Origin of the sequence: Burkholderia sp. IMCC1007, assembly GCF_027257875.1 — a bacterium.
GTDB lineage: Bacteria > Pseudomonadota > Gammaproteobacteria > Burkholderiales > Burkholderiaceae > Burkholderia.
In genome coordinates, this window is the sequence record NZ_JAPVQY010000028.1 from 1 (window position 1) to 14687 (window position 14687).

General features: G+C 67.0%; 10 protein-coding genes. 2 read left to right on the plus strand and 8 right to left on the minus strand.

What is annotated here, in order from left to right:
* The 4 genes from O1Q03_RS22520 to O1Q03_RS22535 all read right to left on the minus strand — a co-directional run.
* Positions 1-1172: acetyl-CoA C-acetyltransferase (locus tag O1Q03_RS22520; protein WP_269506221.1), on the minus strand; the 1172-nt coding region annotated here is incomplete at its 3' end.
* Between the two features lie 99 nt (positions 1173-1271).
* Entirely contained in the window at positions 1272-3164 is a 1893-nt protein-coding gene (phaC, locus tag O1Q03_RS22525) for a class I poly(R)-hydroxyalkanoic acid synthase (protein WP_269506222.1), read from the minus strand.
* A 377-nt stretch (positions 3165-3541) separates the two neighbouring features.
* A complete protein-coding gene (gene pgeF / locus O1Q03_RS22530) occupies positions 3542-4381 on the minus strand; it encodes a peptidoglycan editing factor PgeF (RefSeq protein ID WP_269506223.1) in 840 nt (279 codons plus the stop codon).
* A gap of 6 nt (positions 4382-4387) precedes the next feature.
* The gene (locus O1Q03_RS22535; protein ID WP_269506224.1) at positions 4388-5614 is read right to left on the minus strand and encodes an RluA family pseudouridine synthase; all 1227 of its coding nucleotides are present in this window, start codon (positions 5612-5614) and stop codon (positions 4388-4390) included.
* A gap of 41 nt (positions 5615-5655) precedes the next feature.
* On the opposite strand from O1Q03_RS22535, the gene O1Q03_RS22540 reads away from it, so the two are divergent.
* Positions 5656-6480, plus strand: a complete 825-nt coding sequence (locus tag O1Q03_RS22540) for an outer membrane protein assembly factor BamD (protein WP_269506225.1) — start codon at positions 5656-5658, stop codon at positions 6478-6480.
* An 88-nt stretch (positions 6481-6568) separates the two neighbouring features.
* Here O1Q03_RS22540 and O1Q03_RS22545 read toward each other — a convergent pair whose 3' ends face one another.
* The 3 genes from O1Q03_RS22545 to O1Q03_RS22555 all read right to left on the minus strand — a co-directional run bounded on the left by O1Q03_RS22545 (position 6569) and on the right by O1Q03_RS22555 (position 9916).
* Positions 6569-8815, minus strand: coding sequence for an ATP-dependent DNA helicase (locus tag O1Q03_RS22545; protein WP_269506226.1), 2247 nt, complete (start codon positions 8813-8815; stop codon positions 6569-6571).
* Positions 8816-8870: 55 nt separating this feature from the next.
* Positions 8871-9086 carry a YdcH family protein gene (locus tag O1Q03_RS22550; RefSeq protein ID WP_096508769.1) on the minus strand — a complete coding sequence of 72 codons (216 nt, stop codon included), beginning with the start codon at positions 9084-9086 and terminating at the stop codon, positions 8871-8873.
* 77 nt (positions 9087-9163) lie between these two features.
* Positions 9164-9916, minus strand: a complete 753-nt coding sequence (locus O1Q03_RS22555) for a hypothetical protein (protein WP_269506229.1) — start codon at positions 9914-9916, stop codon at positions 9164-9166.
* Between the two features lie 160 nt (positions 9917-10076).
* Here O1Q03_RS22555 and O1Q03_RS22560 point away from each other — a divergent pair, with 160 nt between their 5' ends.
* Positions 10077-12401, plus strand: coding sequence for a Tex family protein (locus O1Q03_RS22560; RefSeq protein WP_269506231.1), 2325 nt, complete (start codon positions 10077-10079; stop codon positions 12399-12401).
* A 121-nt stretch (positions 12402-12522) separates the two neighbouring features.
* On the opposite strand, the gene O1Q03_RS22565 is transcribed toward O1Q03_RS22560, so the two are convergent.
* Positions 12523-14436, minus strand: coding sequence for a potassium transporter Kup (locus tag O1Q03_RS22565; RefSeq protein ID WP_269506235.1), 1914 nt, complete (start codon positions 14434-14436; stop codon positions 12523-12525).
* Positions 14437-14687 lie beyond the last annotated feature (251 nt).

Below are 14687 nucleotides of genomic sequence, written 5' to 3' on the forward strand. Positions count from 1 at the left end.
TCGACCGCGAGTGCGACGCCCATCCCGCCGCCGATGCACAGCGACGCCAGCCCGCGCTTCGCGTCGCGCTTGACCATCTCGTGCAGCAGCGTCACCAGGATCCGGCAGCCCGATGCGCCGATCGGGTGGCCGATCGCGATCGCGCCGCCGTTCACGTTCACCTTCGACGTGTCCCAGCCCATCTGCTTGTGCACCGCCAGCGCCTGCGCCGCGAATGCCTCGTTGATTTCCATCAGGTCCAGGTCGCCCGGCGTCCAGCCCGCGCGCTCCAGCGCACGGCGCGACGCCGGCACCGGGCCCATGCCCATCACGCTCGGATCGACGCCCGCGTTCGCGTATGCCTTGATCCGCGCCAGCGGCGTGAGGCCAAGAGCCGCCGCCTTCTGCGCCGACATCACCAGCACCGCCGCCGCGCCGTCGTTCAGGCCCGACGCATTCGCGGCCGTCACCGAGCCGTCCTTCGAGAACGCCGGCTTCAGGCCCGACAGCGATTCCGCCGTCACGCCGTGACGCACGAATTCATCGGTCGCGAACTGCAGCGGCTCGCCCTTGCGCTGCGGAATCGACACCGGCACGATCTCGTCGTTGAAACGGCCGGACTTCTGCGCGGCTTCCGCCTTGTTCTGCGACAGCGCGGCGAATGCGTCCTGCTCTTCGCGCGTGATCCCGTATTCCTTCGCGACGTTCTCCGCCGTGATGCCCATGTGGTACTGGTTGTACACGTCCCACAGGCCATCGACGATCATCGTGTCGACCAGCTTCGCGTCGCCCATCCGGAACCCGTCGCGCGAGCCCGGCAGCACGTGCGGCGACGCGCTCATGTTTTCCTGACCGCCTGCGACCACGATCTCCGCGTCGCCCGCGACGATCGCGTTCGCCGCCAGCATCACGGCCTTCAGGCCCGAGCCGCACACCTTGTTGATCGTCATCCCCGGCACTGCATTCGGCAGGCCGGCCTTGATCAGCGACTGGCGCGCCGGGTTCTGCCCCGAGCCGGCCGTCAGCACCTGACCCATGATCCCTTCGCTCACCTGATCGGGCTTCACGCCCGCGCGCTCCAGCACCGCGCGGATCACCGTGGCGCCCAGTTCCGGTGCTGCAATCTTCGCAAGCGAGCCGCCGAATTTGCCGACCGCGGTCCGCGCGGCCGATACGATCACTACGTCCGTCATTTCCCTTTCCTCCAGGCCCGCACGACACGGCGCATCGCTACCGGCCCTGTTAAAAAAACTGCGGTGCGCCGGACAGCGTGCACCGCTGTCCGGTTTTCGTCAATCGCGCTGCAACACGTAACGGCCCGGCGCCGGCTCGATCACCGGGAACTGCGCCGAACCGAGCTGCGCGGGCGCCGCGACCTTGCGGCTGCCGTACTCGTCGAGCCATTCGACCCAGGTCGTCCACCAGCTGCCCGGCTGCTCGGTCGCGCCGGCAAACCAGTCGTCCGCGGATGCGGGCAAATCGCTGTCGTTGACCCAGTAGCTGCGCTTCTTCTTCGCCGGCGGATTGATCACGCCCGCGATGTGACCCGACGCGCCGAGCACGAACTTCAGCGGCCCGGTCAGGATCGACGTCGATGCGTAGGCCGTCTGCCACGGCACGATGTGATCCTCGCGCGACCCATAGATGAAGGTCGGCACGTCGATGCGCGACAGGTCGACGGATTCGCCGCACACGGTCAGCGCGTTCGGCACGCGGAGCTTGTTCTCGAGATAGGTATTGCGCAGGTACCACGCGTACATCGGGCCCGGCAGGCTCGTCGAGTCGCTGTTCCAGTACAGCAGGTCGAATGCGGCGGGCGTGCGACCCTTCAGGTAGTTGTCGACGACGTAGTTCCACACGAGGTCGTTCGGGCGCAGGTACGAGAACGTGTTCGCGAATTCGACGCCGCGCATCAGCCCCGGCGGCGTGCCGTTCTTGCCGCCGATGGTCTGCTCGCGCATCTGCACGTGCGCCTCGTCGACGAACACGTCGAGGATGCCGGTGTCGGTGAAGTCGAGCATCGCGGTCAGCAGCGTCATCGATGCGGCCGGATGTTCGCCGCGCGCGGCGAGCACCGCGAGTGCGGTCGCGAGCATCGTGCCGCCGACGCAGAAGCCGAGCGTGTTGATCTGTTCACGGCCGCTGATCTGCTGCACGGCGTCGATCGCCGCGAGCAGCCCTTCGTTCATGTAGTCGTCCCACGTCTTGTGCGCGACCGACGCATCGGCATTGCGCCACGATATGAGGAACACCTGGTGGCCGCTCGACAGCGCATGCGCGACGAGCGAATTCTCCGGCTGCAGGTCGAGGATGTAGAACTTGTTGATGCACGGCGGCACGATCAGCAGCGGCCGCTCGAACACCTGTTCCGTCTTCGGCGTGTACTGGATCAGCTGGATCAGATCGTTCTCGTAGACGACCGCGCCTTCGGTACAACCCAGGTTCTTGCCGACGACGAACTGCGATTCGTCGGTCTGCGAAATCTTGCCGCGCTGCATGTCGCCGAGCAGGTTCATCATCCCCTGGCGCAGGCTTTCGCCCTGCGTCTCGAGAATCGACTTCTGCGCATCGGGATTGAGCGCGAGGAAGTTGCTCGGCGCGGCGGCCGCCGTCCATTGCTGCACGGAGAAACGGATGCGTTCGCGCGTCTTCGGATCGGTCTCGAGCGCGTCGGCCAGTTCCTGCAGGTAGCGCGCATTGAGCAGATACCACGCCGCCGCGAACGCATGCGCGGGCGACGCCTTCCATGCATCCGCGCTGAAGCGGCGGTCCTTCAGCTCAGGCCCCTCGAGCTTCGCGGCGACGGCCTGCTGCATCAGCGTCATGCAGTCGCGCGCATAGTCGGCCTGCAGCTTCTGGAGCCGTTCGGGCGGAATCGCCGCAACCGGCAGCTTCAGGCCCGCGAACGGCGACGCGAGATTGCCGAGACCAGCGAGGCCGCCGAGGCTGCCGAGATCGGGCATCGACGGCATCTGGAACGGAACCGAGGTCGGAAACTGGAACGCCGCGAACGGATTGGCGCTGGTCGCCGCCGTTGCGGCACGCGCCGGATCGGCGAAACCGCGCCAGGCGTTCAGCCATGCCTCGAACATCTGCTGCATCGGCTGCGCAGCCTGGCCGAATCCGGTGCTGCCTGCGGAAGTGCCCGCCTGAGCGGACGTCGACGAATTTTTCGATGCTGTCATTACCTGCCTTACCGGTGATTCGTGAGCGTCAATCGTGAAATCCTGCTCGCGCGCGGCGTGCCGGCAGCGAGCCGGGCCGTCATGCTCTGGAGAGGCGTCTCCAGATTCTGCCGCAGTGCGGTAGTTTTATCATTATCGTTTTCCCCATGTGAAGCACCGCGTCAAACCACTGAACATTTCCGCTCGAAGATAATCCACGCGCAACAGACGGGACAAGGCTTCCGGCGAAACGTCAAACATTTTGATCGACTTGACTGCGCAATTATTTATTCGGTTGCCCACGCAACGTCCCATTGCCGCGTCAATATCGAGATAAGTCGATTTTGCAGCGCAACAAAGCGGCGCGCAAGTACCCGCGACCGGCCCATTGGAAGCCGTCAATCGGCCAGCCAGATCGCGGCCGCCATGCGGCCTGTCACGCGATCACGCCGATACGAATAGAAGCGCGCGGGTTCGGTGACCGTGCAGGCAGTCCCGCCGCTCACGTGCGCGACGCCCGCGCGCGCGAGGCGCAGGCGCGCGAGCGCATAGAGATCGGCGAGGAACTTGCCGGGCGCGCCGTCGATCGCGACGAACGCGTGCCGCGTCTCATCATGCTCCGACTGCGGAGCCGTGTCGAGAAACGCCGCGCGCACGTCGGCGCCGACTTCGAACGCCTGCGGGCCGATCGCGGGCCCGAGGTACGCATGGAGCTCGGCGGTCGCGCCGCCGGCGAGCGCCGCGACGCGCGCCGCGGTCTGCTCGACGATGCCGGCCGCGAGCCCGCGCCAGCCCGCATGCGCGGCGCCGACCGCGCGGCCCTGTGCGTCGCACAGCAGCACCGGCAGGCAATCCGCGACCATCACGACGCAGACCGCATTCGCGCGGTCCGTCACGCTCGCGTCGGCCTGCACGGGCGCCGTGGCATCCGGCGCGCCTCCGATCACCTCGTCCGCGCGCACGATCCGCGCACCGTGAACCTGCTCGAGCCACGCCGCGCGCGACTGGCCCGCGAGCGCGAGCACGCGTGCGCGGTTCTCGGCGACATGGGCCGGATCGTCACCGGTATGCAGGCCGAGATTCATCCCGCCCGGCAACGCGGCACCATCCCGCCAGCGCCCGTACGGGCCGTCGCTCACACCGCCGTCACGCGTCGTGATCAGCGCGCGCACGCGGGGCGACACCTGCCAGTCGGGCTGCACGCAGTCCTGCCACGTCAACGGCGCCAGGTTGGTCATCGGCACTCACTCCTCCTCTTCGTCCGGATCCGACTCGTCGTCGTAATCTTCGTCGTGATCGTGATACTCGCCGGCGAAATCGTCATCGTCGTAGATGCCGTCTTCATCGCCGAAGTCTTCTTCGCCCTGCCCGAACCCGAGCGCCGCGACGAGCGCGTTCATGTCGTCCGGCAACGGGCAGCGCCACTGCATCGTCCTGCCCGTGACCGGATGCACGAGGCCGAGCCGCCATGCATGCAGCGCCTGCCGCGCGAACCCGTCCGGCAGCGGCGCCACCGAGCGCTTGCCGCGCGCGCGTCCGTACACCGGATCGCCGAGCAGCGGGTGCCCGACGTGCGAGCAGTGCACGCGGATCTGGTGCGTGCGGCCGGTTTCGAGATCGCACTGGATCGCGGACACCGGCTGACGTTGCCACATGCATGTGTCAACCGTGCGGAAATGCGTGCGAGCCGGCTTGCCCGACGCGCCCGTGACGACGGCCATGCGCGTGCGCTCGCGCGGATCGCGGCCGATCGGCGCGTCGATCGTGCCGTCTTCGGGCATCGTCCCCCAGACGAGCGCGAAATAACGGCGCTTCACCGTGCGCGCCTGCAGCTGGCGCACGAGGTCGGTCTGCGCGGCGAGCGTGCGTGCGACCACCATCAGGCCGGACGTCTCCTTGTCGAGCCGGTGGACGATGCCGGCGCGCGGCAGGCCGGCAGCGGCGTCGCCGTAGCGATGCAGCAGGCCGTTGAGGATCGTGCCGCTCCAGTTGCCGGCGGCCGGATGCACGACGAGCCCGGCCGGCTTGTTGATGACGACGAGCGCGTCGTCCTCGTAGATCACGTCGAGCGGCACGGGCTCCGGCGTAAACGCCAGCTGCTCGGGCAGCAGGTCGGGCACGAGTTCGATCTTCGCGCCGAGCGGCACCGGCTGGCGGATCTTCGCCGGCGCGCCGTCGATCAGCACGCGCTGCGCCTCGATCCAGCTCTGCAGGCGGCTGCGGGAGAATTCGGGGAACAGCTGGGCGAGCGCCTTGTCGAGGCGTTCGCCGGCAAGCGACAGCGGCACTTCGACGATACGCGGCGCCTCATCGGCCGCCGCGGAAGGCACGACGGGCGGCTGCATCGCGCGTGCGGCGAGATCGTCATTGGGGGAATCCCCCGACGCAGCGTCGGCGGGCCGATCGCTTGGGCTATAATCTTCGCGATTTGGCTTGCCCCGCGGGGCATTCTGCGAACTTGAACGGGTCATTTAGACTGGGTCACCGAGACTTGAAGCTAGGACATGCGAGCATGATGAATTCGACCACACGTACGGCCAAGACCGTCGCCGCCCGAGCTGCGGCGGTAGCGGCCGCGGCCCTCATCGCCGGCTGCCACGGCTTGCCGCAGAAGCAGGACGAGACGGCTACCTGGTCGAACAACAAATTATACTCAGAGGCCCAGGATGCACTGTCCGGCGGCGACTGGGGCAAGTGCGCGAAGTACTTCGAATCGCTGCAAGGCCGCGATCCGTTCGGCCATTTCGCGCAACAGGCGCAGATCAACGTCGCGTACTGCAACTGGAAGGACAACGAAGCGGCAGCCGCCGACCAGGCCGTCGACCGCTTCATCCAGCTCCACCCGGATCACCCGGACATCCCGTATGCGTACTACCTGAAGGGGATGATCCACTTCAACGACGATCTGGGCCTGTTCGGCCGCTTCTCGGGCCAGGACATGAGCGAGCGTGATCCGCAGGCACTGCGCGAATCGTACGATGCGTTCAAGATCGTCGTCGACCGCTACCCGAAGAGCAAGTACGCACCCGACGCCGCGGCCCGGATGCGCTACATCGTCAATGCGCTCGCGTCGCACGAAGTGCACGCGGCCGACTACTACTATCGGCGCGGCGCGTATGTGGCGGCAATCAACCGCGCGCAGCTCGCGATCAAGGATTACAAGGGCGCGCCGGCCATCGAGGACGCGCTGCACATCATGATCCTGTCGTACGGCAAGCTGAACCAGCCGGAACTCGCCGAGGACACCAAGCGCGTGCTCGCCGGCACGTTCCCGGACAGCCCGTACGTCACCGGCCATTCGCGCCCCGGCGCGAAGAAGTCGTGGTGGCAGTTCTGAGCCGCATCCGCAGCAGATAGAAAAACCCGGCGATCGAGCCGGGTTTTTTATTGGCACCGCGTGCGGTACAAGCCCGCGCGGCATGCGCTCACGCGCGCTTTTGCGCGCGATGCTCGTCGAAGAAGTCCTGCACGACCGCGATCTCGCGGGTGCGCTTGAACGGCGGCAGGCTCTGCCAGATCCGCCTGCCGTACGGCTTGTCGACGAGCCGCGTGTCGCAGATCATCAGCACGCCGCGATCCGTCTCCGCGCGAATCAGGCGCCCCGCGCCCTGCTTCAGCGTGATCACGGCCTGCGGCAACTGGTGAACCGCGAACGGGCTCAGGCCCTTCTTGGTGAGCGCATCGAGCCGCGCGGCGAGCACCGGATCGTCCGGCGGCGCGAACGGCAGCTTGTCGATCACGACGAGCGACAGCGCGTCGCCGCGCACGTCGACGCCTTCCCAGAAGCTCTGGCTGCCGACGAGGATCGCATTGCCGTACGAACGGAAACGATCGAGCAGTTCGGTACGGCTCGCATCGCCCTGTACGAGAAGCGGCGTGTTCCAGCCACGCGATTCGATCACGTCGCGCAGCTTCGACGCGATACGGTCGACCGCGCGCAGCGTCGTGCACAGCATGAAAACCCCGCCGCCCGACGCCTCGATCGCCGGCAGCGCGGCGTCGAACACCGCATCGGTAAACGCCGGCGAAGACGGCTGCGGCAGATTGCGCGGCACGTACAGCAGGCCCTGCGTCTGATAGTCGAACGGGCTCGCGAGCGTCATCGAGCGCCGCGAACTGAGACCCATCTGCGCCGCATAGTGCGTGAAGTCGCCGCGCACCGACAGTGTCGCCGACGTGAAGACCCATGCGCGCGGCACGCCGGCGCGCTGCTTCGCGAAAATCGGCGCGACCGACAGCGGCGTTTCGTGCAGTTGCACGGTATGCGCGAACACTTCGACCCAGCGCACCTTCTCGTTCGGATCGCCGTCGGCGGCTGCGTTGTCGCCGGCTGCCGCGGCGTCGGCCTTCGCCGCTTCCGCCGCGCCGGGCGTCACCCAGCCGGCCAGCAGGTCCTGCAGCTCGCGTGCGCGCCGCAGGCACGCACCGAGCGACTCCGCGCGCTCCGCCTGGCTCGCCAGCGCCGATGCAAGCGCATCGAGCGCCGTTTCGAGCGCGTCCAGCGCGCCGAACATCGGATGATCGTCGCCGAGCTGCGCGAGCGACATGCGCACGATCTGGTCGTTCGCGAACGCGAGGCGCAGGTCGCGCGCCGCGCGCTCGAGATCGCCGCCGAGCTTCACCCACTCGACCGCGTCGCGCGCATGGCTCAGGCCTTCGGCCACCGTGTCGCGCGCGAGTTCGAGGATCTGCGTGGTCGACAGCGTCTCGCCGAAGAACAGCGTCGCGGTCTCGGGCAGCTGGTGCGCTTCGTCGAAGATCACCGTGTTCGCGTTCGGCAGCAGTTCGGCCATCCCCGTGTCGCGCAGCATGATGTCCGCGAAGAACAGGTGATGGTTGACGACGACGATGTCGGCCTGCTGCGCCTCGCGTCGTGCCTGCATCACGAAGCACTCCTTGTAGTGCGGGCACTCCTGGCCGAGGCAGTTGTCGCGCGTCGACGTGACCATCGACCACACGGGCGCCGTTTCGGGCACGCTCGCGAGTTCGGCCTTGTCGCCGCTCTTGGTGACTTTCGCGAAACGGACGATTTCCTGCAGATAGGCGGTGTCCTGCCGCGACGGCAGGCGACCGTTGTCGGCCGTGCGCTGCAGGTAGTAATGGCACAGGTAGTTCGAGCGGCCCTTGAGCATCGCGACCGTCACCGGTACCGCGAGCGCGTTGCGCACCGTCGGGATGTCGCGCTGAAAGAGCTGGTCCTGCAGGTGCTTCGTGCCGGTCGACACGATCACCTTGCCGCCCCACAGCATCGCGGGCACCAGATACGCGTAGGTCTTGCCGGTACCGGTGCCGGCCTCGACGATCAGCGTGTTGTCGCCGCTGTCGCTGTCGGACTCGGCCGCGACCGCGCCGTCCGCGGCCGCTTCGGCCGCCTTGTCGCCGTCGCCGAGCCGGCGCGCCGGACGCTTGCGCGTTTCGAAGATTTCGGGCTCGGGCATCCGGCGCGCGGACGCCTCCATCGCGGACGCGACGGCGCGCGCCATTTCGATCTGCGACAGGCGTGGGTGATATCCGTCCAGCGCGCGCGAGAGCAACCCGCCTTCACCGAAGATCGTGTCGAGTTCGTCGACACGCTTGCGGCTCAGCTCAAAGGTGCCTTCGGGCGCACGCGCGCGTCCGGCGGACGACGCGTCACGCCGGGCATCGGGGGTGGCTTCAAGCGGTGAATTCAAGGCGAGCGTTCCTGTGTCCAGCGCCCGGGCGGCGCCGGCGCTCGCCAGGCCGCGCTCAGGCGCGCTTATCCGGTTCCAGCTGCGATTGCAGCAAAATGATTTTGTCCTTGGCAGCCAGCTTTTCCTTCTTCAGCCGGTGCAGCGTGACGTCGTCGATGTCGGAGTGCCCTTCTTTCAGCTCGATCTCCCGAGCGAGCTGCTGGTGCTGCTCCTGCAATGCAGCCAAACGGTTGTGCAATTCCTGCTGCTGTTCCGTGTGACGGTTTTGCATACTTGCCTCCTCATCGAAGCAGCGCGCCGGCTGGCGTGCCGACACGCTCGAGACTGATTCCGGGTCAATCCAACACGTTACTGCCCCTGCTGTTGCTGCTGCTTGGCCTTCTCGGCCGCTTCCTGCTGACGCCGTTCGACATCGGCCTTGTGCTGTGCGGCTTCCTGCTGCTTCTGCCGGTAGCGCGCGGCGTTGTCCGCCCGCTCCTGCGCCTTCTGCGCGGCCTGCTGGTGCGCCTGGTCGAGCTTGCGCTGGAAGTCCGCCTGCTTCTGGTCGTATGCCTGCTTGTTCGCGGCATGCTGCGGCCCTTCCGCGCCGCGCTGTGCCTGCTTCAGTGCATTCTGCTCCTGCTTGTCGCGGAACGCAGCCGCGTTCGCCGCATCGGTCGCCGCGCGCTGCGGCGCTTCCGCCGCATTCTGCGCCTGCTTCAGCGCCTGCTGCTGGTCGCGCTGCTGCGCACGGACCGCGCGCTGCTCGTCGTCGAGCGCGAGCTGCTCCTGGCGGATGCTCGCCCGCTCCTCGCGCATCTGGTCGCGTGCCTTGCCGAGACAGTGATTGACGAAGAACTTGCTGTAGCAATCGTGCTCCGCCACCGCATAACGATAATCGTTTTCTGCGGAACGTTGATTGAGCACTTTTTGACGGGCGTCAAAATCCTGCGTGGCGGAAGCCGCAACGGGCGCGGCTGCAACGGCGTGGGACGCAGCTGCGCCCGATGCCTGCGCGTACGCGGCTAAAGGCCCGGCGGACAAAGCCGCGGCAAGCGCTGCGCCGAGCGCGACGAGAGAAATGCGGGAAGTTGGCAACGTCGTAGGAAAGCTGCGGGACATGTGCGAAATTCTATCATCCCCGGCTGGACGCTCCGCCATTTATGGCAAAATGCCCCGCTTCACTCACCCGCGGCATCTGGTCCGGCGGGCCCGTCACGCAGCCCGCAGCGCGCGGCCTGCCGGCCCGCGCCGCGATTTCAGCACGCAGATCATCCACGACATGACGGAAACCGTAGCACTCAAGATCGTACAGCGCATCGCCACCGAACTGTCCGTCCAGCCGCGCCAGGTCGCGGCGGCCGTGCAACTCCTCGACGAAGGCTCGACCGTTCCGTTCATTGCCCGGTACCGCAAGGAAGTGACCGGCAACCTGGACGACACGCAGCTGCGCCAGCTCGAGGAACGCCTCCTGTATCTGCGCGAGCTCGAGGATCGCCGCGCATCGATCCTGTCGAGCATCGACGAGCAAGGCAAGCTGACCGACGAGTTGCGCGCCGCGATCGACGCGGCCGACAGCAAGCAGGTGCTCGAAGACCTTTATCTGCCGTACAAGCCGAAGCGCCGCACGCGCGCGCAGATCGCCCGCGAAGCCGGCCTCGAGCCGCTCGCGCAGGCGCTGCTCGCGAACCCGCTGCTCGACCCGCAGACGGAAGCCGCCGCCTACGTCGACGCCGACAAGGGCGTCGCCGACGTGAAGGCCGCGCTCGACGGCGCGCGCGACATCCTGTCCGAGCAATTCGGCGAAACGGCCGAACTGCTCGGCAAGCTGCGCGACTACCTGCACAGCCAGGGCGTCGTGTCGTCGGCGGTGGTCGAAGGCAAGGAAAACGAGGAAGGCGAGAAGTTCCGCGACTACTACGATTACGCGGAAACGATCCGGACCGTGCCGTCGCACCGCGCGCTCGCGCTGTTCCGCGGCCGCAACGCCGGCGTGCTGACCGTCAAGCTCGGCCTCGGCGAAGAGCTCGACGCGCAGGTGCCGCATCCCGGCGAAGCGATGATCGCGCGCCATTTCGGGATCGCGAATCAGGGCCGCCCGGCCGACAAGTGGCTGTCCGACGTGTGCCGCTGGTGCTGGCGCGTGAAGGTGCAGCCGCACATCGAGAACGAACTGCTCACGCAGCTGCGTGAAACGGCCGAAGCCGAAGCGATCCGCGTGTTCGCACGCAACCTGAAGGATCTGCTGCTGGCCGCGCCGGCCGGCCCGAAGGCCGTGATCGGTCTCGACCCCGGCCTGCGCACCGGCGTGAAGGTTGCCGTGGTCGACCGCACCGGCAAGCTGCTCGCGACCGACACGATTTACCCGCACGAGCCGCGCCGCGACTGGGACGGCTCGCTCGCGAAGCTCGCGCGCATCGCCGCGCAGACGCAGGCCGAGCTGATCAGCATCGGCAACGGCACCGCGTCGCGCGAAACGGACAAGCTCGCGAGCGAGCTGATCGCGAAGCACCCCGAACTGCGGCTGCAGAAGATCGTCGTGTCGGAAGCCGGTGCGTCGGTCTATTCGGCGTCCGAGCTGGCCGCGAAGGAATTCCCGGATCTCGACGTGTCGCTGCGCGGCGCCGTGTCGATCGCGCGCCGCCTGCAGGACCCGCTCGCCGAGCTCGTGAAGATCGAGCCGAAGGCGATCGGCGTCGGCCAGTACCAGCACGACGTGAACCAGCGCGAACTCGCCCGCTCGCTCGACGCGGTGGTCGAGGATTGCGTGAACGCGGTCGGCGTCGATGCGAACACCGCGTCGGTCGCGCTGCTCGCCCGCGTGTCGGGCCTGAACGCGACGCTCGCGCGCAACATCGTCGACTACCGCGACGCGAACGGGCCGTTCCCGTCGCGCGAACACCTGCGCAAGGTGCCGCGCCTCGGCGACAAGACCTTCGAACAGGCAGCCGGCTTCCTGCGCATCAACGGCGGCGAAAACCCGCTCGATCGCTCGTCGGTGCACCCGGAGGCCTATCCGGTCGTCCAGCGGATCCTCGCGAAGATCAGCAAACGGATCGACGACGTGCTCGGCAGCCGCGATGCGCTGTCCGGCCTGTCGCCGGCGGAATTTGTTGACGAACGTTTCGGCCTGCCGACCGTGCGCGACATTCTGTCCGAACTGGAGAAGCCGGGTCGCGACCCGCGTCCGGAATTCAAGACCGCGACGTTCCGCGACGGCGTCGAAAAGGTGTCCGATCTGATGCCCGGCATGCTGCTTGAAGGGGTCGTGACCAACGTCGCGGCATTCGGCGCATTCGTGGACATCGGCGTGCACCAGGACGGTCTCGTCCACGTGTCGGCGATGTCGACGAAGTTCATCAGGGATCCGCACGAAGTCGTGAAGGCGGGCCAGGTCGTCAAGGTCAAGGTGATCGACGTCGACGTGAAGCGCCAGCGCATTGCGTTGACGATGCGCCTCGACGACGAAGCGGCCGCACCCGGTCTCGCACCGCGCGGCGGCCAGGATCGCGGCAACGCCGGCCGTGGCGCGGCACGCCCGCAGCGCTCGCGCGAGCCGGAACCGGCCGGTGCAATGGCCGCGGCCTTCGCGAAGCTCAAGCGCTGAGCACGCGAACGCTGTCGACCGACGACAAAAAGCCCGCCGAATGGCGGGCTTTTTGTTGCGAACGGCAAGCGCGCGCGGCCTGCGATCGGCATGGGCGGCATGCGCGGCCCGCGCGCGGCGTTCAGATCTCGATCTTGGTGCCGAGCTCGACGACGCGGTTCGCCGGAATCGAGAAGAAGTCGGTCGGCTTCGCCGCGTTCTGATGCATCCACGCGAACACGCGTTCACGCCAGATCGACATGCCCGGCAGATGCGTCGGCACGACCGTCTCGCGCGCGAGGAAGAACGACGTGTCCATCAATTCGAACGTCATGTCGTGCGTGCGGCCGAATTCCTCGAGCACCGCCTTCACGTCCGGCGTCTCGTTGAAGCCGTACTGGGCCTTGACGATGTAGAGGCCGCCGGTCGCATCGCGTGAACTCAGGCGCTTGTCGTCTCGCACGTAAGGAATGTCGCGCGTGACGAAGGTCAGGAAAATGGTGCGCTCGTGCAGCACCTTGTTGTGCTTCAGGTTGTGCAGCAGGCTCACCGGCACGAGCTTGTCGTTGCCGGTCAGGTAGATCGCGGTGCCCGACACGCGGTGCGGCGGATGCGCGAGCAGCCCCTGCAGGAACGGCTCGAGCGGGATACCGTCGGCCGCCGTGCGTTCCTTGACGATGTGCCGCCCCTTGTACCAGGTCATCAGCAGGAAGAACAGCAGCGCGCCGATGCCGAGCGGCAGCCACCCGCCCTGCGCGACCTTCAGCAGGTTCGCGCCGAAGAACCCGAGGTCGATCGCGAGGAACACTGCGATGATCGCGCCGACCAGCAGCCGGTTCCAGTTCCACACCTTCACCATCACGACGCATGCGAGCACGGTGGTGATCACCATCGTTGCGGTCACCGCGATACCGTACGCGGCCGCGAGGTTGTCGGAGCTCTTGAAGCCGACCACGATGCAGAGGATCACGAACAGCAGCAGCCAGTTCACGACCGGCACGTAGATCTGGCCGATCGCCAGCTCGGACGTGTGCAGCACCTTCATGCGCGGCACGTAGCCGAGCTGGATCGCCTGCGACGTCAGCGAATACGCGCCCGAGATCACTGCCTGCGACGCGATCACGGTCGCCACCGTCGACAGCACGACGAGCGGCAGCAGCGCCCAGTCGGGCGCGAGCAGGAAGAACGGGTTTTCGATCGCCTTCGGATTCTGGATCAGCAGCGCGCCCTGGCCGAAATAGTTCAGCACGAGCGACGGCATCACGAGCCCGTACGCGGCCAGCCGGATCGGCTTCGCGCCGAAGTGGCCCATGTCCGCATAGAGCGCTTCCGCGCCGGTCAGCACCAGCACGACCGAGCCGAGCACGACGTAGGCCTGCAGCAGGTGGTCCGCCATGAACGACGCCGCGTAGTACGGGTTGATCGCCCTGACGATGCCCGGCACGCGCAGGATGTGATACACGCCGAGCGCCGCGATCGCGATGAACCACAGCACCATGATCGGCCCGAACAGCTTGCCGACCGTCGCGGTACCGTGACGCTGGATCCAGAACAGCGCGATCAGGATCACGATCGTGATCGGCAGCACGAGATGGGACAGGTGCGGCGTCGCGATTTCGAGGCCTTCGACCGCCGACATCACGGAGATCGCCGGGGTAATCACCGCGTCGCCGTAGAACATGCACGCGCCGAAGATGCCGAGCGCCATCAGCGCGCCCGCGACGCGGGTTTTCGAATCGAGCGGCCGCAGCGACAGCGCCATCAGCGCGAGCACACCGCCCTCGCCGTTGTTGTCGGCCCGCATCACGAACAACAGGTATTTGACGCCGACCACGAGGATGATCGCCCAGAACAGCAGCGAGATCACGCCGAGGATCGAGCTTTCGGTGAGCGGAATGCCGTGTGCGGGGCTGAACGCCTCTTTCAGCGAATACAGCGGGCTCGTGCCGATATCGCCGAACACGACGCCGATGGCTGCAATCGCCAGCGCCCGCATCGAATGTTGGTGTGTCGAATTCGCGTGGGCCGCGTCGGTCGCCTGGATCGTGTCGTTCATATGAAGCGTAATAATCGGGTCCGATTCGGACAAAACGAGCGCTATTCTACTCGCGCCCCCATGAAACGCCCTCTTGCGCTGTTGCCCTGAAACCACGTGACCCTACGCTGCGCATGCAATCCGGCGCGCGCTGTGGCAGGGCTGCCATCATAGCCGCCGCCGCGCCGTCTGCCTACCGCGTATGCCGAGAGCCGTGCCGGCCAATCCGCTTCGCCCATGAAAAACGGCGCCGCAAGCGGCGCCGTGCAAGG

Coding starts and splice junctions, on each gene's coding strand:
- O1Q03_RS22540 (WP_269506225.1), top strand. CDS start 5,656: ATGATGAATTCGACCACACGTACGGCCAAGACCGTCGCCGCCCGAGCT.
- O1Q03_RS22535 (WP_269506224.1), bottom strand. CDS start 5,614: ATGACCCGTTCAAGTTCGCAGAATGCCCCGCGGGGCAAGCCAAATCGC.
- phaC (WP_269506222.1), bottom strand. CDS start 3,164: ATGACAGCATCGAAAAATTCGTCGACGTCCGCTCAGGCGGGCACTTCC.
- O1Q03_RS22550 (WP_096508769.1), bottom strand. CDS start 9,086: ATGCAAAACCGTCACACGGAACAGCAGCAGGAATTGCACAACCGTTTG.
- pgeF (WP_269506223.1), bottom strand. CDS start 4,381: ATGACCAACCTGGCGCCGTTGACGTGGCAGGACTGCGTGCAGCCCGAC.
- O1Q03_RS22555 (WP_269506229.1), bottom strand. CDS start 9,916: ATGTCCCGCAGCTTTCCTACGACGTTGCCAACTTCCCGCATTTCTCTC.
- O1Q03_RS22565 (WP_269506235.1), bottom strand. CDS start 14,436: ATGAACGACACGATCCAGGCGACCGACGCGGCCCACGCGAATTCGACA.
- O1Q03_RS22560 (WP_269506231.1), top strand. CDS start 10,077: ATGACGGAAACCGTAGCACTCAAGATCGTACAGCGCATCGCCACCGAA.